The sequence below is a fragment of the Shewanella sp. NKUCC01_JLK genome, assembly GCF_019345615.1.
Taxonomy (GTDB): Bacteria; Pseudomonadota; Gammaproteobacteria; order Enterobacterales; family Shewanellaceae; genus Shewanella; species Shewanella oncorhynchi.
This window is the reverse complement of record NZ_JAHKRD010000004.1, coordinates 257,848-279,804: the sequence shown is the minus strand read 5'-3', so window position 1 is coordinate 279,804 and position 21,957 is coordinate 257,848. Positions and strand designations below refer to the sequence as shown.

At 46.0% G+C, this 21,957-nt stretch carries 14 protein-coding genes and 1 pseudogene; 3 read left to right on the top strand and 12 right to left on the bottom strand.

The features are described from left to right. Positions 1-480, bottom strand: a pseudogene (locus KO537_RS06680) (IS4 family transposase); the annotation flags it as partial. 392 nt (positions 481-872) lie between these two features. Between KO537_RS06680 and KO537_RS06675 the strand changes: the two are divergent. Then, a complete protein-coding gene (locus KO537_RS06675) occupies positions 873-2,051 on the top strand; it encodes an AAA family ATPase (protein ID WP_219234090.1) in 1,179 nt (392 codons plus the stop codon). Positions 2,052-2,062: 11 nt separating this feature from the next. Here the strand turns inward: KO537_RS06675 and KO537_RS06670 are convergent, their stop codons facing one another. The 4 genes from KO537_RS06670 to KO537_RS06655 all read right to left on the bottom strand — a co-directional run bounded on the left by KO537_RS06670 (position 2,063) and on the right by KO537_RS06655 (position 6,370). Beyond that, positions 2,063-2,416, bottom strand: a complete 354-nt coding sequence (locus tag KO537_RS06670) for a hypothetical protein (RefSeq protein ID WP_251071032.1) — start codon at positions 2,414-2,416, stop codon at positions 2,063-2,065. Between the two features lie 109 nt (positions 2,417-2,525). Further along, entirely contained in the window at positions 2,526-2,993 is a 468-nt protein-coding gene (locus tag KO537_RS06665; protein ID WP_251071031.1) for a DUF6386 family protein, read from the bottom strand. A gap of 121 nt (positions 2,994-3,114) precedes the next feature. Continuing rightward, a complete protein-coding gene (locus tag KO537_RS06660) occupies positions 3,115-4,626 on the bottom strand; it encodes a hypothetical protein (RefSeq protein WP_113941018.1) in 1,512 nt (503 codons plus the stop codon). Positions 4,627-5,014: 388 nt separating this feature from the next. Then, complete coding sequence (locus KO537_RS06655) at positions 5,015-6,370, bottom strand: MATE family efflux transporter (RefSeq protein WP_028760699.1); 1,356 nt, start codon at positions 6,368-6,370, stop codon at positions 5,015-5,017. Positions 6,371-6,770: 400 nt separating this feature from the next. Here KO537_RS06655 and KO537_RS06650 point away from each other — a divergent pair, with 400 nt between their 5' ends. Beyond that, a complete protein-coding gene (locus tag KO537_RS06650; protein WP_028760700.1) occupies positions 6,771-8,312 on the top strand; it encodes an MFS transporter in 1,542 nt (513 codons plus the stop codon). Between the two features lie 99 nt (positions 8,313-8,411). Here KO537_RS06650 and KO537_RS06645 read toward each other — a convergent pair whose 3' ends face one another. After that, entirely contained in the window at positions 8,412-8,936 is a 525-nt protein-coding gene (locus KO537_RS06645; protein WP_113941071.1) for a DUF3087 domain-containing protein, read from the bottom strand. A gap of 385 nt (positions 8,937-9,321) precedes the next feature. Here KO537_RS06645 and KO537_RS06640 point away from each other — a divergent pair, with 385 nt between their 5' ends. Next, the gene (locus KO537_RS06640) at positions 9,322-10,083 is read left to right on the top strand and encodes a transporter substrate-binding domain-containing protein (RefSeq protein ID WP_168823321.1); all 762 of its coding nucleotides are present in this window, start codon (positions 9,322-9,324) and stop codon (positions 10,081-10,083) included. A 78-nt stretch (positions 10,084-10,161) separates the two neighbouring features. On the opposite strand, the gene KO537_RS06635 is transcribed toward KO537_RS06640, so the two are convergent. The 6 genes from KO537_RS06635 to KO537_RS06610 all read right to left on the bottom strand — a co-directional run bounded on the left by KO537_RS06635 (position 10,162) and on the right by KO537_RS06610 (position 21,952). Beyond that, a complete protein-coding gene (locus KO537_RS06635) occupies positions 10,162-11,268 on the bottom strand; it encodes a GTP-binding protein (RefSeq protein ID WP_173246005.1) in 1,107 nt (368 codons plus the stop codon). A 255-nt stretch (positions 11,269-11,523) separates the two neighbouring features. Next, positions 11,524-12,942, bottom strand: a complete 1,419-nt coding sequence (locus KO537_RS06630) for a DEAD/DEAH box helicase (RefSeq protein WP_219234089.1) — start codon at positions 12,940-12,942, stop codon at positions 11,524-11,526. A 130-nt stretch (positions 12,943-13,072) separates the two neighbouring features. Further along, complete coding sequence (locus KO537_RS06625; protein ID WP_219234088.1) at positions 13,073-16,120, bottom strand: EAL domain-containing protein; 3,048 nt, start codon at positions 16,118-16,120, stop codon at positions 13,073-13,075. Positions 16,121-16,248: 128 nt separating this feature from the next. Further along, positions 16,249-17,868, bottom strand: coding sequence for a glycogen/starch synthase (locus KO537_RS06620; protein ID WP_219234087.1), 1,620 nt, complete (start codon positions 17,866-17,868; stop codon positions 16,249-16,251). Between the two features lie 103 nt (positions 17,869-17,971). Then, the gene (glgC, locus tag KO537_RS06615) at positions 17,972-19,234 is read right to left on the bottom strand and encodes a glucose-1-phosphate adenylyltransferase (protein WP_006085131.1); all 1,263 of its coding nucleotides are present in this window, start codon (positions 19,232-19,234) and stop codon (positions 17,972-17,974) included. 183 nt (positions 19,235-19,417) lie between these two features. Continuing rightward, positions 19,418-21,952, bottom strand: a complete 2,535-nt coding sequence (locus KO537_RS06610; RefSeq protein WP_219234086.1) for a glycogen/starch/alpha-glucan phosphorylase — start codon at positions 21,950-21,952, stop codon at positions 19,418-19,420. Positions 21,953-21,957 lie beyond the last annotated feature (5 nt).

Sequence of the window (21,957 nt, the reverse complement as noted above, 5' to 3'; positions counted from 1 at the left end):
GACTATCAGCGGGGTGATGTTGTCAGGTAATACTTTTCTGAGTTCATTAAGAAACTGATTATGGGCGGTTTGAGTGCCTTGCAGCACTAACGGAAATGTTCGTTCGTAGAGTGTGATAGAGCGACCTTTGATAGCGATAGAGGCGCGTAGCGCAATAAGCTCACGACCTTCACGCATATCTGACCAATCCACCAATATTGTCGGCATCGTATGTGCTGTTAGCAACCACTTTGCATGCCACTGATAAACAGCGATTCTTTCATGGTGAAGATGCGGGTTGCCCAACAATCTATCCATGCGTTTTATTGAGTGCTTAGTATGAGTGCTGGTGCCATCAATGTGCCGCCCTAAATGCGTTAGGGTGAGGCAATCCGCGTTGATAAGTGCTCGGCAAGCAACCATGAGGGTATTGAGTCGCTTTTGATGGATTTCTGGACAATGTTGATAGAGAGATTGATGTAAGATAGTTAACACTTGCACCTTGAAGCCCTGTGATTGATGTTTGTTCGCACTTCCATCAGATCACACTTCAAGGTGTAAGTTCACTCCAATCTAATGATTTATATGTAAATCATCAGGGGATTCTTCAGTGCAGGGCCGCTCCATCCTGCTCTTTGATGAACGGCGCCATCTCTGATATTTATCTGTGTACGTTAGTGACGTTTAAATATAAACCCAACATTAAGATATTGATTTAAAATGTGATATTACTACATTCTAAGGCAATCGTTAGTGATAAGCAGGGGATCTTTATCAAGTCGCTTTAACCACGTGCGATAGCGCACATACTGAGGATACCTTGGTAGTATCCTCGACTCGGTTGATAGTATTCTCGACTATGTCCATGAGGCATTTATAGTAAAGGTGAGTAAATGAACGAGGTATTACTACAAATAAAGGCGCTCACCAATGGTGATCCTTTGTTGACGGCTGTCATTGTTGGAGTATTAACATTTACGTTAATTGGACTCGTAGGCTACATGCTAAAAGATGTCCCCGCAAAGCTGTTAAGTTGGCTCAGTAGTCTGCTGTTTGTGCGGCTCACTATAGACGATAGCCATCAGGCGCGCACAGAGGTATTCAATAAACTGTCCTTTTTGATCAGTAATACTACCATTCCGTTTTTTTCACGCTCTATCTCTGAGGCTGTGTACTATGACTATAGTGTGAGTTACGACGGGCGTGTCAGTGTTAAGTCTATCGGCTACGGTATGCACCTGTTTAAATACGCTGGTTGTTTCATGTTGGCTACCCGCTCTAAGGTCGATAGTACGATGGCATACGATACTATTACTGTAAGTGCACCATGGTGGGCAAAAGATAAACTATATAGTTTTTTAGAAGATACTCGTGGAGATATATCTACAGAGCCAAAAGTTAATATTTTCGAAGAAACCGAATGGTGTCGCTATGGCACATTGAAATCATCGGGCTTTAGTGAATTAGTGCTAGATGAAGGGTTTAAGCAGAAGTTGATGGGGGAAGTTGATAACTTCGCAAGTAGAGGGAAATCGGTTGTAAGTAAGCTAACCATACTGTTACATGGAAAAACGGGTACTGGTAAGACGGGTATAGCGAGAGCCTTAGCTGTTGAGTATCATCGCGATCTATACATATTGAATCTATCTACTGTAAATGATGCCACTATTCATAAGGCGATTAGAAAGGTACCGCCCGGAGCTATGTTGTTAATAGAGGACTGTGACTGTGTAAAGGCGACGGTATCACGTACTGCTGAAAGTAATGCAGATAACCCACCACTCACTTTAGGTGGCGTTCTAAACGCGTTAGACGGAATCATTCCTCTTGATGACTGCCTTGTAATAATGACCACAAATCATCCTGATAATCTTGACCCAGCGTTGATACGTAAAGGTCGTGTAGATGTCAGTATTGAAGTACCACTTATCAGTGCAAAACAAGTTAATGAAGACTACTTTGAGCGTTTTGGCGCAGTTCTTAATAGAACTGAGCCATTGTTAGGTTGTGAAGTCTATGAACTCCATCGCAGAGCGAACTTAAGATATGGTGTGTGTTGTAAGCCAGTGTAGATGCTCTGGATTCAACAAACCATGAGGTCATGATAGCCATGAATAACAATAAACTGATCGTCTTCAATTAGTGGTAACTGGCCGAGTTGCTGTAATCTGATTTTTAATTCAGCAAGCAGAAATACATTGTCATCCGCCAAACCGGCGGGAAAAACGGTTTTCGCAATTCTAATCGCGTTAATGGATTTATAGCGAATACGCCTTTGCACAAAAAGGCAATCAGTAGCCATGATCTCGGATAACACTTGATTTGAGGCTTCATAATCGAGAGGAAAGTCCTCTTCACCGACCAACTGTAGTTGCAAATACACAGGACGAGAAGCTAACAGCGTCATACATTCGCGCCATTTAGTATTATTCATCATAGAACTCATAATGTTAAATTGCTTTTTTACCCCTGATGATTAACAAGTTACCTTTGGTGTTTAACAGCCCGTATAAGGATTAAAAATGATAGCGAATAAAGTAAGCCGCTTAAAGTAATGGGCTAGACGTAAACTCGTTTAGTACATCTTCTGAGGTTGACTCATATTCAACCACCAGTTTATGGGGTGTAAGCCGATACACTCTCACCTCAATATTTCCTCGCACAGCATAAATTAAAGCGCCGCCATAGGTTGTTTCAGGCCCAAGATCTCCTGCTGGAACTTGCTCGGCGGCGCCAATATACAGGCACCCTGACAATACTGTTAAGTTTGCAGAGAGATAATTCGAATTGAGCCCAGCCTCACCTAGCTTACGGAAAATTTCAACCTCATAACAGCCATCGGCGCCAAGTCCTACGAATAGCACATGACCTTGATTGATTTCCAAAATTTCGTCACTCGGCACAGACCACCAATCAGCCGTATCTTCACAGCGATGAGTTAATGCCGCGGGATCAAATATCGCCATTGTGGCGGTATCTGTGTCAAACCGAGTTGTTGTATAGGGTTTACTCATCATCCTTGCCCACTAACAGAAATGATTCTGACTACCTGTTTTATCCTTGATAACTCCAAACCTAAAATAGAAAAATCGCCATAATTTTAGGCCGTTACTACCACTTACTTACAACAACACTTTACATAAAGGCTTTAGTGAACGCTTCTTTCGACTGGCGAATATAGTTACGGGCGCTTTTGGCGTGCTGCTCCCACACGGCGCGATCGCTAGGATCGGTAAAGGGGTTTTGCTCGGCGGCAATAGAGCGCTCAAATTTGTCGTAGAAGGTCAGCATGGCCGAAGTGATCTGATTAAAACGTTCCTTGAACTCTTGAAATTCATCAATCTTCTCAGTGGTTTTAATCATGTACTGCACTAACTCTGCATTGCTGTTCGAAGCCAATAGCGCCTCAGCTTTAGCACTGATATTGGCACTCGCCTCGGCAATCACCAGCGCGCGTGCCTGCTCGTCTTTACTCATCACTCGGCTGTAATTTTCAGGTGTGCGGGCAATACTGGCATGCTGTAAGTAACTGCGCAGATGTTTGTCGAGATCCTTACGGAAATTATCTAAGTTCTTCTGCATACTGACTAAATCATTGTCAAGTGCAGTGACTTGTTGCAGTTCTTTTTCGATTTCAGACATAAACCGTTCGGCCTGCTGATAAATTTTCAGGCCATTTTCTTCAGCAAACTTTTTATCACTACGGCTTAAGTCACTGTTGTCATAATTAGAGCGATCAAAAGTCGCAGCTAAGAATGACTTAAAGGGTTCGGCAAAGGCGGAATACGCACCGGCACTAACCACGTTTAAGGTGGCAGTTGCTAAGTCACCAAAGGGTTTCACCATAGAGCCTAAACGCGCCTGTTGGAGAGGCGATGCCACACGTTTAGCGTCAGTTAAAACCGACCTAAAGGTGTTATATCCCATAGGGTTAGACATTTTATTACGCTCAGACGTCGCCAACACAAAGGTGATACTTGAATAAATAGCATTCGAGTACTCGAGGTATTGTCTTTGGCTCTCGAGCTGGGCGGCATAATTTTTACCTAAAGTACGAAATGACTCAGACTGCACTTCGTAATTCTTATCAGCTTTCAGCTTATCTAAAATCCCGCCGATAATTTTCTGCTCATTTTTTTGCAGGGCCATATCAAGGCGAATTTTACCTAAGCTCAAATCGTCCAAACTGATAGGGCCATTAATGGCCTCAATATCAAGACGGATATATTGGCGACTCGGATCATCAATAGACACTCGGTGTGCTAAATATTCGTTAGCCCCAGGGGTGATATCGATTAAAGCAACATGCTGCCACTGGGCATCGAGCTTTAATACCGGAGAGGTCAATACATTGATTCGATATTGGGTTTGAGTATTCTGGGTTTTGACCCAAAACTCTAATAGACCCGCTTCAGAAATAGGGTACTTACTGACGATACTGCTATTGCCTTCGACGCAAAGCAGCGCACTTTCACCTGTGTGAGGTTCAGCGCCTTCAAATTGACAACCCATGATCCACGACCAAGGTTGAGATAAACGATTGCCTTCGAAGTCGCTGGCAAACACTAACTCATTCTCTTTGGCACTGGCATTAACTGTCGTTAACACGCCAAGCAACAGCATAGAAATGACTGCAGTGGTGCGCATAAGGGCCTCATAAAACATAAATTACTAAAATCAACGAGCGAGTCATTCGGCTCAATACCCAGTCATATCAACGATCAATCGACCTAAAAGCCTAAGCGAACTCAGTCTATTAATTGAGGACTATAGCCTCGACTTAAGAGCACGCCTGGATAAGTCATTTTTGATTGCAGATTAAACCAGCGAAATGTACCAGAGGCCATCATCCCACGCTAGCCCTAAGTCATGTTTAACGACGAAAGATATGTGGGCAATTACAATCGGGGCCATTAATCGCCCCAATTGTAAAATTTACGTAAAACTAAACACTTATGCCCAAGCTAAAGGTTACTTGTCTCGCTCCTTGTCTTGTCAATAAATCAGGCGAAACCAATACAGCCCAAAGCAAGGATTAATGCAAACGTGCCTCGACTCGCTTCATGGCGTAAAACATCCATATCGTCAAGATAGTGCTACAGGTCGCGAGCGACACCCACACACCAATCACACCGAACGCCCATGCAAAGCAGTAGATGATCGCAGCGATAAGAATAAGCTTAGCGCCCGTCAGCATAGAAGCTTGTTTCGAACAGTTAATCGCTTGGAAGAAACTCGCACCGACTAAGATTAAGCCTTCCATAGGCAAGCCCCAAAAATACCAGCGCATACCTTCAATCGCCACTGGTGTTAAATTCGGATTATCACCGGCAAACAAATACACTAACCATTCAGGGCGAGAATAAATCAGCGCTAAACCTAAGGCTGCGGTAAGTAACGTCATACCAAAGGCAATATTGCGCGCTTGTTTAACCCTGTCAAAGCGCCCAGCTCCCGCGTTAAAGCTATAAATGGGTTGAGTACCAAGCGCAATGCCCTCAAAAATCAGATAGAAAAACGCTTCTGTGTAACTCACCACACCATAGGCGGCCACATGTAATGGACCGCCAACCCACAAAAAAGCCGTATTATGCAGGGTTAACACTATCGACAAATAGAGATTCATCAAAAAGCTGGGGAAACCTACGCGGGCTATATTAAGGCAATTATCGAGCTTGAGCTTCATCTGCTCAAAAGTGATTTTAAGCTGAGTGCGCGGACTGAAAAAATGCTGTAAACACAAAAGCCCCGTTACCGCCTGCGACAACATAGTCGCAATCGCTGCACCTGCTAAACCAAAGGGGAAAACCACAATAAACAGCCAGTCTAAGAAAGTGTTTAATACACCACCCAAAATCAGCACCCAAGTCACCATGGATGGCCTGCCATCATTACGCAGCAGTGTGGTAAAGGTCATTGAAATTATGGGGAAATGACACAGTGCAAAATACCAGAATAAGTATTCGTTAGCGTTTTCGAGCATCTCCCCTTGCGCCCCGAGAGCAACCAAAATATCTCGCGAAAATATCCCACCAACAAGGGCAAAAAAGCATCCCGTTAATAAACATAACGTAAAGGCATTACCCAGTAGTTTACGTGCCTTGACTACATTACCTTGGCCAAGATTGATTGACACTAATGCCGCGCTACCCATACCTATCATGGCGCCAATAGCGTATAAAATCGCGCCTACAGGGTAAGCTAGCATCATCCCCGCCAGCCCTGTTTCACCTAAATAGTGGCCAACAAAGATGCCATCAATTGTCACATATACGCCCGTGACCAACATAGAGGCTATGGTGGGTATGGTATAGCGCCAAAAAAGCTTCGCAATCGGCTCCTCGAGCAAGCTCATATCCGCAGGAGCATGATTAGATGTTGTTGCTGTCATTAGCGTTTCTCACAAAAAGGGGGGCTAGAGTCGTATCTATCTAGAAAAATGATCGGGTGAACAAAAATGCGACAATGGATTGTACCTAAAAATAGCGAGAACTCAAAGCATGTTCATTGTGAATAATTAACAATAAAGATTAATCATCACAATGACTTAAGCAGAAACAGTCCAATTTCAGCCAAATGACAAACTCAGTACAGTTCAATAACAGATGTGGGTTAATTCATCATTTTCTGCTACTTTTTTGGTGTTTAAGGCCGAATTAGGTAAAGTATCCGTTCAAGCAAGCCCATTAACGTATTTAAGCAAGATGAAATCATTAACTTTATAAATTTAAGCTTTTGATAATTAATGGGTTAAACAGAAATAAATTCAATAACAATAATAAGGGAAGGACATGAGTCAGAATAGTCCAAATGCAGGCAACGATCTGCGAGAAGTCAAACAGCTCGGCATGTGGGCCTCCATTACTAGCTTAGGTTATGTGTTTTGGTTAGTTGGCGGTATGGAGTTAGTCGAGCGTATCGCCTACTACGGTGTTAAAGCCAGTGCAGGACTGTACGCTAAAGCGCCAGAGTCTGCGGGCGGCCTTGGGATCAGCCTGAGTGACTACGGCATTATTATTTCCCTCTGGGCGATCATGCAAACCTTTGTGCCCGTTTTCACCGGTGGCATGTCTGACCGAGTGGGCTACAAAGAAACCATCTTCGGCTCCACCATCATTAAAATCTTTGGCTATCTCGTCATGGCATTCTTCCCCAGCTTTTGGGGCTTCCTTGTCGGTGCATTACTCCTTGCCATAGGCACAGGGATATTTAAACCGGGCATTCAAGGCACCTTAGTGCTGTCCACTAATCGCAATAACACTTCAATGGCTTGGGGCATTTTTTACCAAGTTGTAAACATTGGCGGTTTCCTCGGGCCTTTAGTTGCCGTGCATATGCGCCAATTGTCGTGGGACAATGTATTTTTCGCCTGCGCCGCAATTATCTCACTCAACTTCTTATTCTTACTCACCTATACCGAGCCTGGTAAAGCCGAGCGACTGGAACGCAATAAGCAAATAAAATCGGGTGAAGTCGAACAAGAATCCCTGTGGCGTGATGCTTGGCGCGAGTTGAAAAAGCCGATTGTAATCTACTATATGCTCGTTTTTTCAGGATTTTGGTTCTTGTTCAATGCCTTATTCGATGTACTGCCTATCCATATTTCCGAATGGGTCGATACCAGCGTAATCGTCACCTCCCTCTTTGGCAGCGAAGGCACCAGTAACGGCATTCTGCAATTTTGGCTTGGCCTCAATAACGAAGGCACTAAGGTGATGCCCGAAGGCATGCTCAACCTTAATGCGGGCCTGATCATGACCTGCTGTTTTATCGTCGCGGCACTGACGGCTAAATACCGTATCACTACCGCCATGTTTATTGGTTGTTTGCTGAGTATTTTAGCTTTTGTGTTTATCGGTGCTTTCCATGCGGCATGGTTTATCGTATTCGCGATTGCCATGTTCTCCATTGGCGAAATGATGATTAGCCCGAAGAAAAACGAGTTTATGGGTAATATTGCTCCCGAAGGCAAAAAAGCCATGTACTTGGGATTTGTGATGTTGCCCCAAGGGATCGGCTGGGGATTAGAAGGCTACTTTGGCCCTAAACTCTACGAGATTTATGCATCAAAGGAATTGTTTTCGCGGGATTTATTGCTAGAGCGTGGCATGAACAGCACTGAGGTCAGCGCCATTCCCCAAGGTGAGGCCTTTACTACCTTGGTGAGTTACACAGGTGAAAACGCACACGATCTCACCCAATTGCTGTACCACAGCCATAACATTGGCATGGCGTGGTACATCATAGCCGCCATAGGGACTATCTCAGCGGTAGGAATTTACATCTATGGTAAGTGGTTACTCACACTACAAAGAGCCCAGCAAGCCGCATAAGTGAAACTCGCTGACCTCATTCTGGGCAAGGACGACAAAGACAAGATAAGGGCTAGATATGGCAATGTGAGGAGCGCTCCTCATCTTGCCTCATCAGTATCAGAAAGATCTTGTCAGCAACTCAGGCGTAAATTGTTCGGGCGAAAGCAATAGGCCTAAGCTCTCGATTTGCGCATTCAGACGATTAAGATCTTGAGTCAGTGCCGGTAAGGTCAGCGTATTGTCATCGAGTTCATACACTTGCCTTAAACTGGTGTAATAAAACAGCAGTATAATCAAAGCATTCACGTCATTTTGCGCCGCAGCGGCTTTAATCTTTATCAGCTTGCGATAAATACGATTATGGAGTTGCTTTAATTGCCACACATAATAAATTTCACTGAAAAAAGGTCGGTCTTTTAAGTTGTAAATCACAGCGCTACATAGACCCAGACTGAAAATTACGCCTAAGAGATTCAAGTGAAAATTACCTGTTGGCTCACCTGGCACTGGCGTCGCCCCAAACAGCGCAATGAGTCCAGTACCAAAAATCAGCGATAACACGACTAAGCTAACAACTAGAATCACAATGAATAAATTCATATTTTTACGATACAAGGTTTTATCTATTTCCTGCAGCTTCATAACATCCCGCTCAAATAAACCGCCCAGCATTGGCGTATAAATCAATGAATGGCAGAGCATACCGCAATCCCCTTTATTCGGCCTTAACTGATTTAAACGCATAAGGAAAATACATTTCTCCACCCCATCAGTGAATGATACAAACTGAAACCTTATAAGCGTAACTAAGCTGACTGAGGGATAGGATGACGTATCGATTGAAGATCAACGGCTTAATGCCCTTACGATTAATCTTCCATTTATTTCAAAACATTAAAATGTTAACGTGCAATCAAATCTGGGTAAAATTTGCTAACCTTAACCCTAGTGAATTGCATAACGATATCGCCGCTTTTACGAGAGACAGTGTTCTAACCTCCCGCATTCAAACCACACAAGGAATGCCATGATACTCAGCAAAGGCTTTGCACAAGTCGTCCTTTTGGCGCTCAGCAGCCTTTGCTTGACTGCACAGGCCAAAGACCTGCTCGCAGTGGGTTCGAGTTTCAGCCAAATTTTTGAACTACAAGCCAATGGAGAATATACAGGCTTAGGTGTCGATATTTTGAATCGCTTCGCCCAGCAGCAAAGTGTGAACATTCACTATCAAATTACCCCATGGCGCCGCGCTATCTCTATGGTTGAACGTGGCCAAGCGGATATTCTTATTGGTCCCTACGATACCCCAGAGCGTAATGCCAACTTGGTTTTTGCGGCGAAGGCATTTTACCGCGATGATATGGTGTTTTATGCTCGGGCAGACAATGAAATAGTGTGGAATGGCGACTATGCCAGTATCAAAACGCAACGGATTGGAAAAATGCAGGGCTGGAGTTATGGCACAAGGTTTACTGAACAAACTAAATCATTAAATATCAATGAATTTGTCGATATTAAAAGTGGCATAGAACGGCTTTCGCGGGGTGATTTAGATTTACTCGCCACCAATAGTCGCAATACAAATGCTGTGCTCGCCCAAATCAAAATCCCTAAAGCAATTACGCCAATCATGCCGATAATCGATGTGCGAGACGGCTTTATGGCTTTTCCGAAACAAGCTAAATTTGATCCGCTAAGAACTCGTTTTGACAGCTTCTTCGAGGAGATGATCCAAAATGGCACACTCACAACACTCGGCCAAAAATACCGCGTGACCTTGCCTTACTGATCCAACCTTACTGTTCCCACCAAACCCGCCCCTCTTATCTTTGCTCACACCTGTAATAAAGAGTGATGGGGAATTCTGTTAGCTAAGACAAGCAATCAACTGCTGCTCAATCTCGTCCCAATTGACGTCGTCCATCGTAATCATTTCTAGCCTGGAATCTAAGGTGTCATCGAGTTCAACTACAGTAAACTCATGGTCAATCCAGTTAAATCCCGCAATTCCATCAGTAGTGATCATCACAGCCTTTAATCTAAGCAACACTTGCCCAACGTTGGATGACAGAGCTTGCCGCTGAATAAAATCCATTAATTTATCAAAATCAAACTCTTGGCTCGGTTCAAATACCCAGCCGCAGCTAAAACAACCTTCACCTTGATTCTGCTTTCGCACTATACCGCGATCATCAAAATCAAGTGCGGCTTCGATTGCACCTTCGGCAAAGAGGCTCAACTCACTCAAGCGAGAACCACCAGCACGAAACAAGCTTGGGGCAGTCGTCGGTAGACTACCCAGCTTTAGGCCCGCGCTAGCATGCCCATTTATATTGAGTGACACGCGCCTTGGTTGGTTAAGATAGTCCAGTAAAGCGCTAGGTAAAGGCTGTTGATTAGAGTGGCTCACTACAGGAATATCAGTACGTTCAATATGGCTTAAATAAGTCTGCAATTCATAGAGTAACTTAGTATTTTCAGCATCATACAAGTCAGACTTAGTTGCGATGATCACATCGGCCACTTGCAACTGTTGGATAAAATTTGCATGTTCGCGATAGCGAGGATCGTGGATCTTACGCGCGTCCACCAAACATAGGGTGCTACGCAGTGAAATCACATTCTGATAATGGGGCGCACTCAATACTTTAATGATTTCATTAGGATGCCCAAGCCCAGTCGGTTCAATCAATAAGCGGTCAGGTTTCGCTTTCGCAATCAACTGATTGATGGCCACTTGTGTCGGTACGCCTGCTGCGCAGCACATACAGCCACCCGCAACCTCACGAATTTGTATGCCGTTATCGGAGGAATTAAGTAACCCAGCATCAATGCCGACCTCACCAAATTCATTGACCAGCACTGCCCAAATTTCATCCGCGGGTTTAGTCGCCAACAATTGCTTAATCAGAGAGGTTTTACCTACACCTAAAAAACCTGTAATGATATTGGTGGGAATCGCTTTGATAATCATAAGGAAACTCGCTCGAATAGAAAGCTTGGCGCTCGAGTGTAGAAGTATTGGCTTCGAAGCTCAACAAAAAGCGCATCGGTGAGGATGCGCTTTTAGAATAGCGACAGGCTATGCAGCAAAATATGCAACTGACTATTCAACAATCAAATCAACAAACTAGGTAACCGTTAGACGGCTAAGCTAATAGGCACTTTGCACTTATTAGCCTTGATTGTTGGGCTTAGCTTATTTTGACTTAACTTATTTTGACTTAGCTTATTTTGACTTATTGGTGCGAGAGCCAAAACCTGACTTATTGCTCACCAAATTCGACTTAGGTTTAGTCGCATTAAACGGCTTACCTGAGCCAGAAGCTGGCTTAGCACGGCTAGAGGATTTATCGGCACCTGCTTTGCTGTCCTGTACTTTACCTTTAGCGTACTTACCCTGACGAGACTGACCAATAGTACGATCCTGCGGCGCCTTATGGCTCCACTTTCCAATAGGCTTAATCGGTGCTGCGGGCGCATCACGGTAACGGGCAGGCAAAGGCGTGCCTTCTTCATAACCCGGTTGTACCGACACGGGCAGTTTCTGCTCAATCAAGGCTTCAATTTCAGCGAGCATTTCATCGTCAGAAGGTGAAACAAACGAAATCGCGCGACCCGTTAATCCCGCACGGCCAGTACGACCAATACGATGGATATAGTCTTCGGCGAGGAAAGGTAATTCAAGGTTGATCACCATAGGCAAGGCATGAATGTCTAAACCACGAGCGGCCACATCGGTCGCCACCAGCACCCGCAATTTACCGGCTTTAAACTCTTCCAACACCCGATTACGGGCGCCTTGTGTTTTATCGCCGTGGAATACACCTGCAGCTATGCCATCCAGCTTTAATTCTTGCAATAAATGCTCGGCGCTTTCTTTCGTGCTGGCAAACACCAGCACTTGCCGCCAATTGTTGCGGCCAACCAATTCAGACAACAGCTCGGCTTTGCGACGTTTATCAACGCGATAGACTTCCTGCACAACTGTGGATGCGGTAGTCGTGTCAGCAACATTGACCCACTGAGGTTCATTCAGCATTTTCTCGGCGAGTTGTTTGACGGCATCGCTATAGGTCGCTGAAAACAACATGGTTTGATGCTGCGGCGCAATTAAGCGTTTCACTTTTTCAATGTCGCGCACAAAACCCATGTCTAACATACGGTCGGCTTCGTCGATCACTAATGTGGTAACGCTCGACAAATCTAACTGGAATTGGCCAATAATGTCGAATAAACGACCAGGAGTTGCCACCAAAATATCAACGCCCTGCTCTACCCCTTTACGCTGGGGATTCATGTTGGCGCCACCGTAAACCGCTAAGGTTTTCAGTGGCAGGAACTGGCTGTATTTCTGGATATTTTCGCAGACTTGGATCGCGAGTTCGCGGGTGGGAGTCATCACCAACGCACGTAAAATCGGTTTATCATTGCTGTCGCTTGTTAAAGACTCAGCCGCCAGCTTTTCAAGTACAGGCAGAGCAAAGGAAGCCGTCTTACCTGTACCCGTTTGGGCGCAGGCCATAATGTCTTTGCCTTCAAAGGCAAGCGGGATCACTTTCTCTTGCACTTGAGTGAGTTGCTGATAGCCACACTCAGTTATCGCATTCAAAATAGGAGAAGATAAACCGAGTGTTTCAAATTTCATAGGGACTCTTTAGCTAAGTAGTAAAACTTTGATGCGAGGTGATACTCAAATGCCCCAACGCGGGGCCGCGGAGTCTAGCAAAATCCGCGGCGTTTTTATAGGCAATTATCATGTCTCAGTTAATATCCCCTCAGACACGGGAGACTAACGGCGGATCCTGCAGGTATTTTTGGGTAAATTCAGCGGCAGGCACAGGTCTTGAGAATAAGTAACCTTGGCCATAGTCACAACCTGCTGCCAACAACACTTGGCGCTGCGCCTCGGTTTCGACACCTTCGGCAATCACCTTCATCCCCAACTTGTGGGCCATCACGATTATCGCCTCACAGAGAATTTGATCGTTTGAATCGGTATCAATATGACGGGTAAAAGATTGATCAATTTTAAGATAATCGATATCAAACTTTTTCAGATAGGCGAGTGACGAGTAACCAGTACCAAAATCGTCCAACGACACTTGCACGCCCGCATCACGGTAGGCCAGTAGTTTTTCGGTCACGCCCATACTGGCGTCTAATAACAAGCCCTCGGTAATTTCAACGCACACGCCCGCGCCTGTGATATTGAGATCTTGCAACAACTTCAGCCAATCATTGAGCAGCGTGCCTTCATCGCGAAATTGGATTGGGGATTTGTTAACGCTGATTTGGATTTCAACCCCTAACTCGTGGCGCCACGCCGCACTTTGACGCGCGGCTTGCTCAAACACCCAATTACCGATTTCAACTATCAAACCCGTGTCTTCCGCCACCGGAATAAACTCGGCGGGTGACACAGCGCCACGCTCGGCATGGTGCCAGCGGATTAAGGCTTCGGCCTTAGTCACTTCCCCCGTCGCTAAAGCAACAATCGGCTGATAATGCAGTTCAAATTCTTTATTCACGACCGCTTGACGCAAATCTTGGATCAAGCGCATGCGGTATTTGGCGTATTCCTGCATCGATGGGGTGAAATAGTTGAAACGATTGCGGCCTTGATCTTTCGCCGCATACATAGCCTGATCCGCATGCTTAAGTAAGCCTTCAATACTGGTCGAATCATCGGGATACAAAGTTATTCCAATACTGGCGCTGATGTAAGCCGTTTCCTCACCCAGCACATAGGGCTCGGCAATTCGCCGCAGAATATTCTCGGCAACGCGCTCAATGCCCTTATGATCTTCCATCGAACTTAACACTACAGTAAATTCATCGCCGCCAAGACGCGCCACGACGTCGGCATCACGCACACAGGATTTCAAACGACTCGCGGTTTCTATCAGCAGTAAATCGCCCATGGCATGGCCTAAGGTGTCATTCACTTCTTTAAAGAAATCTAAGTCCAAGAACAATAAAGCAAAGTGGTTGCGATTGCGGTCGGCATTTTTCACTTCGCTGCTTAAATACTCCAACAACATGCGCCGATTGGGCAACCCCGTCAGCGTATCGTAGTTGGCTTGTTTCCAAATCAGATGCTCATTTTGCTTCTTATCGGTAATGTCTGAGAACAGGGCAACACGTCGATAGGGATGGCCTTCTTTGTCATTAATGGTATTGATGGTTAACCAGATGACATATTCTTCGCCATTTTTGCGCCGCTGCCACATTTCCCCCTGCCATTGGCCTTTCTCGCGGATATCATTATTCATTTTGGTGTAAAAATCGCGGCCATTGAGGTCACAATAAAGCAGCCGAATATGTTGGTCCCGCACTTCAAATTCGCGATAACCCGTCATCACACTAAAGGCGGCATTGACGGTAATAATCACGCCCTTTTCATCGAGGACACTCATGGCTTCAGAGCTGTTATCGTAAACCAGTGCCGACAACTTTAAGGATTCTTCGATAAGTTTTGCGTCGGTAATATCGGTATAGGTTCCACACATACGCAGAGCATTGTTGTTTGCATCTCTGCTCACGACTTTACCTGTATCAAGGATCCACCGCACCTTACGGTTTACGGTATTTAAGCGGTACTCCATCTTATGTTGCGCCGTTTCGCCACGAATATGGGCCTCAATCGAATGCAGCACTTTAGGCCTGTCTTCGGCGACTATCGCATCCATCCATTGGCGACTATTAGCGTTGAGCATATCAACATCGCAGCCAAGAATATCGGCGCTGCGGGCGTTACGTTCGATACGATCATTACGAATATCCCAATCCCACACCCCAAGATCGCTACTACTCAACACCAGTTCGAGTTGTTCACGGCTAGCGAGCACCTCTTGGTCAGCAATGGCCTGTGAGGTGATATCTAAATATCCAGCAATAACAAGCAACACGGCATTATTACCACCGCGCTTACAGGCGACTGTCATATGGGTGTAAACCACGCTGCCGTCTTTAACGATAAAACGTTTATCCATCTCGTAATTATCGATATCCCCCCGCAGCATAAGCTCAAATTTCAGGGCATCCGCTTCTAAATCATCGGGATGGGTAATTTGTGCCCACGTCATCCGTAGCAATTCAGCTTCTGAATACTTGAGCATTTGACATAACCGTGGATTCACCTTTATCCACTTTTGATCTATCCCCGTTATTGCAATACCAATATTGCCCGCGTTGAATTGGCTCCTAAAAAGAAAATCATCCTGCAGACGAATTTGTTCATCACGCTCTAATTCAAAACGTCGCGATAACAAGCGGCTCAATAGCCAAGTCGCAATCGGGAAAATGGTCAATACTGGGAGGGTCACTTTGGCGAGTAATGGCATTGCTATGCCATCGGGTAGAAATAAGAACCACAACAACATCACGATATGAACGGTATAGGCAAAGAGAAAAATTTCTCCACCTGAAATATTGGCTAACAGAGACTTACGATATTGACGCCAGATCACCCCGATTAAACCGGATGACACTATCACGCCGACGCCAATCCATATACCAGCGCCACCGATACTGATGCGATACAGCGCCGTCATCACGACAGCCACTAAGGTCGGTAAACCACCGAAAAATAGACCAGAAATACAGAGAATAACTGAACGGGTATCAAAGAAAACGCCAGGCAAATATACCCAAGGCGTACTCATAATAGTGATACCAATACCACCGATGAGCATCCCAATAATGATGCGCCACAGTAAAAAATACTGCCGCTGATGCTTTTTAGGAATCACGTCGTACAAAAAGACCAACGCCAGCAATAAAGCCGCATTTTGTACTAACGGAAAGAGAATACCTTTATCCATAACTCAGAGAGCGACTCCAAAAATGAGGGGGCTTGATACCATTTTAACATTCCCCCACAAGTGTAGCAGAATCACTTAGAAATCATGCGTTAATTCCCTTTGCCGCATCACACTTTGGACTTACCACATTACATTTTGCAATAGAGTTGTTGACGATATTGCTCTGCAATAGAATGCCAGTCAAAACGCTGTGCCATGGCCGCAGCACGCACTTGTGGCCATGTTTTCCCCTCGAAACAAGCAATGGCTTGCGTCAACCTTTGCAGAAACGCTTCGGCCTGCTCATTTAAGCTATTGCCGTTAAAAGCAAAACCATTAACGCCATCCTCAACGGTATCCTTTAAACCGCCTACACTATGCACTAAACATGGCTGTCCCGCGCGCATGGCCAACATTTGACTGATGCCACAGGGCTCAAAGGAACTTGGCATCAAAAATAGATCGCCATGCTGATACAGCGCTTCGGATAACGCCTCGTTGTATCCTTGCAAAAATAATAGGTTATCGTATTTAGCCCCTAACGCTTGGAAAGACTTAGCAATCGATGCATCGCCACTGCCGAGTAAAATCAGCAGTGCCGTCGGTTTTGTCTGCTTCAATGCTTTAAGTAAGGTCTCAAGCACAGATAAACCCGAGGGCAATTGATGGCGCAGCAGTAAGACTTTTTGATCGGTCAAGCGGCCCACCGAAGTCAATAACAGACTCGGTACTTGCTCCGCCATTGCTTGACGCCAATGGGCTTGGGTGCGGGCAAAGGCAATCATGTCCACGCCACTCACTTGCGTTTGATGCCCCTGCCATTGAACTAACGCAGTTTCAACCGCACTCAGCAATTGCTTGAACTGCGCCACTTGAATACGCGCCTTTGGCTTAGGGTTTACATCGGTTGCGGCTGAGTACACACAGCCATTTAAAATCCCCACCACTTTGCCGTCATTGGCCTTGGCCTGTAAGTCTTGTTCTAGCCCTTCGCCACCAAAGAATCCCGCTTCGGGTTTGGAGGGCTGCAACACTTCTTTGGCGTAACTGGGTGAGACTAAATGCACTTTGTCGCTCAGCACTATGCCCATGCGCATAGGGTTAACACAGTAGGGATAACGGGGATCGGTGATCAGCTGTTTTTGCCCCTGCGTCAAAGTGGCAAACAGCTCGGGAAACCAAGCCGCAAAGGAGGATGAATCTTGGCTTAAGGGACGTATCCCCTGCAGTGCAAGATTGTGGATAGAGAACACACACTCAATTTCTTTGAGAACACTGAACTCAGGCACGAATGCTCTTAACATGGCTAAGCAGCCCGCATGCCAGTCATGTAAATGCAGCACAGTCGGCATAGGCACTCGGCCAGTAACTAATGCTGTCGCGACGCTCGCGCAAAGGAAAGCAAACTTAGTCGCATCGTCGGCGAAAGGACGATCGGCACTGCCTTGGCTATAAATCTGCCCAGGTACGGATTGCCATAATGCATGTTCGAGCAAATAAATAATCGCCTCTGGCACATGGGGATGGGGCATGGAAAACAAATGCACCCGCTCCAATCGACCACCAAAGGCCACAGTTAACTCACCCAGATCTTGGGGTTGATTCGCTACCGCAGTCAAAAAGCCATAGCTTGGCATGATCACATCGGCGCACAAATCAACACCCGCCAAAGCGGCGGGTAAATCACGGATGACATCCGCCATACCGCCAACCTTGGCGCCCGCAAGGGCACCGTTTTCAGCCGCGACCATCAAAATGCGTTGTTTCAATTAATTGGATACTCCCGCTACTTCAACTGTGCAGCTTTTATTAAGCTGCCTATACCTAAGTCATTTTTACTTTAATGATCAATTTACTTTAATGATCAAAGCACTATTCATAGCCTACAGGCAAACCTAGCATGTCACGGGTCACTAAAGTCACGCCTTTTTCGGACACCCTAAAGCCTTTAGCTCTGTCGTGATCATGGTTATAACCTATCACCATGCCTTCGGGAATAATGCAGCCACGGTCAAGTATCGCATTCTTGATTTTGCAATGGCGCAGCACGACTACATCGGGTAGCACTACTGAATCTTCAACTAACGAATAAGAACAAACGCGTACTTCGTTAAACAATACGCTACGGCGCACTGTCGCCCCCGAAATAATACAACCGCCCGAAACAATCGAGTCCAGCGCCATACCGCGTCTGTCATCGTCATCAAACACAAATTTAGCGGGTGGTAATTGTTCTTGGAAAGTCCAAATTGGCCATTTCGCATCGTACAAATTCAGTGCTGGCGTAGGCGATAACAGTTCCATATTCGCTTGCCAGAAAGAGTCTAGCGTACCCACATCGCGCCAATAGGCTTGCTCGTTCGGGAAAGCGCTCTTAAAGGGATAGGCGAACACATTATGTTTTTCGATGATCGCAGGAATAATATCCTTACCAAAATCGCGATCTGAGCTTTCGTTTAAGGCATCTTTCTTGAGCTGGTCAAACAAAAACTCTGTGTTAAACACATAGTTGCCCATAGATGCTAAACACATTTCAGGATTACCCGGAGAATGCTTAGGTTGCAGCGGCTTTTCTTCAAAGCCTAAAATGCGCATCTCTTCATCGACTTCCATCACCCCAAACGAACCCGCAGCTTCGGCAATCGGCACTTCAAGGCAAGAAACTGTCATATCTGCACCCGACTCGGCATGGGCGGCTAATAACCCAGCATAATCCATGCGATACACGTGATCGCCAGACAATACCATCACGTATTTAGGCAGCTCGTGGCGAATGATATCGATATTTTGAAATACCGCATCGGCCGTGCCTTGGTACCAGTTTTCCGAATAGCGTTGTGAAGCGGGTAAAATCTCCACCGACTCGCCCAGCTCCTTCTTAAAATGGCCCCAACCCCGCATCACATGGCGGATCAAAGAATGCGACTTGTACTGAGTCACAACCCCGACTCGACGAATACCCGAGTTGATACAATTTGAGAGCGGGAAATCGATAATACGAAACTTACCACCGAAATACAGTGCAGGTTTAGCACGCCAATCCGTGAGTTCATGCAAGCGAGACCCGCGCCCACCAGCTAAAATCAACGCATAGGTTTCACGAGTTAAATTACTGATATAACGAACATTAGACATAGGCTCTTACTCCGAAATCGGCAAAATGATTGCCCATAAATGGCTTATCGATACGGCAGATACTGCCGTACTCCCCTGAGTATTTCTCACTTGCACCCCCCATTCCTTCCATTGATTACTTTAATCCTTTCAAACACTTATACTCAACCGCTATAACAAGACTTATAACCCAGAGCCCAGCCCTTACAGTTTCCAAATTTCATCGCGATAACCCGCGATCGTCACATCACTCGAAAAACGTCCACTGGCGGCGGTATTGCGAATACTCATCTGCGTCCACACCTGCGGATCTTTATAGGCCCGCGCCACGGCTTCTTGCACGACTCGGTAACTGTCAAAGTCGGCGGCCGTCATCCATTGATCGTCGCTGCTTTCGATGGCGGCAATAATGGGATCGAAAATCCCCGGCTCAAGCAGATTGAAGTGACCACTTTTGAGTAACTTCATCACCTCAGATAACGCCGGTGAATCGTCAATAATGCTGCGCGGATGATAATGGTTACGTACCTGCGAGACCTGCTCCGCATTGAGTCCAAACAGGAAGAAGTTCTCAGAGCCCACTTCCTCTAACATCTCGATATTGGCGCCATCCATAGTGCCGATTGTCAGGGCGCCGTTCATCATGAACTTCATATTGCCCGTGCCCGATGCCTCTTTGCCCGCGGTTGAAATTTGCTCGGACAAATCAGTCCCCGGGCAGATTTTTTCCATGGCGCTGACGTTGTAGTTTGGTAAGAAAGCAAAGCGTAGGTAAGGCGTCACCAAAGGATCGGAATTGACCATATGAGCAACATTGCTGGCGAGCTTGATGATCAACTTAGCCATAAAGTAACCGGGCGCCGCTTTACCGCCGATCAATACACAACGTGGCACCATGTTTTCGGTGTGGCCTTGCTGGATCTGGTGATAGAGATGGATCACATGCAAGATATTGAGTAACTGACGTTTATATTCGTGAATACGCTTCACTTGCACGTCAAACAGCATAGCCGGATCGAACTCAACCCCACATTCCTTAACAATCATCTTAGCCAGCAAAGCCTTGTTGGCTTGCTTCACATCACGCCATTTTTGGATAAACGCATTGTCCTGTGTGAGAGCATTGAGCGCCGTTAACTGGCTTAAGTCTGTCACCCATTCATGACCTAAATGGGCGGTCAGTAACTTAGCTAAGGCAGGGTTACAATGGGCAAGCCAACGTCTTGGCGTCACACCATTAGTGCGGTTATTAAACTTATGCGGCCACAACTCATAGAAATCCTTAAACAACCCAGATTTGAGTAGTTGCGTATGTAAACCCGCGACACCGTTGACCGAGAAACTCGCCACAATCGCCAAATACGCCATACGCACATGGGGATGTGGACCATCTTGAATAATTGACATACTCGCCAATTTCTCACTATTTCCTGGCCAATGGTGGGCGACTATATCTAAGTAACGGGCGTTGATTTCATAAATAATTTCTAAGATGCGTGGCAACATTTGCGCCATCATACGCACGGGCCAACGCTCTAGTGCTTCAGGCAACAGGGTATGGTTAGTGTAAGCCATGGTCTGGCTGGTAATCGCCCACGCACTGTCCCATTCCAAACCGTATTCGTCGATCAATAATCGCATCAACTCAGGCACGGCAATGCTAGGGTGAGTGTCATTCAACTGCATGACATTTTTAGCGGCAAACTGCGTAAAATCATGACCATGACGACTCACCCAACGTTTGAGTAAATCCTGCAAGCTAGCGGAGGATAAAAAGTATTGCTGACGTAATCGCAGCTCTTTGCCGTTCTCGCTCGCATCATTAGGATAGAGCACCATAGTGATCTGCTCGGCCAAGTTTTTACGGGCCACGGCTTCCGTGTAGTCGCCTTGGTTAAACTCAGCTAAATCAAAATCATCGGTCGCTTCAGCCTTCCACAATCTCAAGGTATTTACTCGGCCATTGCGATAACCAGGAACTGGCATGTCATAGGCGACGGCGAGCACATCTTGGGTTTCAACCCAAATAATGTGCCGACGGCCTTGTTTATCGACATAGGATTCGGTATGACCAAAAAATGGCACAATCACGTTGTGGGTAGGGACACGCACTTCCCACGGATTGCCTTCGCGCAACCAACGGTCAGGTCGTTCAACTTGGTAACCGTCGACTATCTTCTGGGCGAACATGCCATATTCGTAACGTATGCCATAGCCTGTCACGGATAAGTCCATGCTGGCGCAGCTATCGAGGAAACATGCGGCTAATCGACCTAGGCCGCCGTTGCCTAAACCGGCATCATGTTCGGCCTCTTCTAACTCTTCTAACGATACCGCATAGTTGCTCAAGGCATCACGGCTATCTTGTTGCAAATCTAAACTCAGTAGTGCATTACCTAGCGCCCGGCCCATCAAAAATTCGAGGGATAAATACGCCACTTGCTTGCGCTTAAAATGGCTGTCATCCACTCGAGTCTGACGCCAATTATCTAGCATCTGTTCTTTCACGCTGTAAGCTAACGCTTGAAATAATTCGCAGCTCACGCCTTCGCCACGGCTGAGTCCATAACGTAAATGGCGCTCAAAGGAAGCGGGCAAAGCATCGCAGGGTTCACAGGGCTCAGCGGCTTTGGACTTAGTCTGACGCTTAGCGGGCGCCTTCTTGCTCGCGGCTTTTGACTGAGCTAGTGTTACTGGTTTTTCGCTGGTATTGGGGCTCAGCTCGCTTTTGTCACTCATAGTTA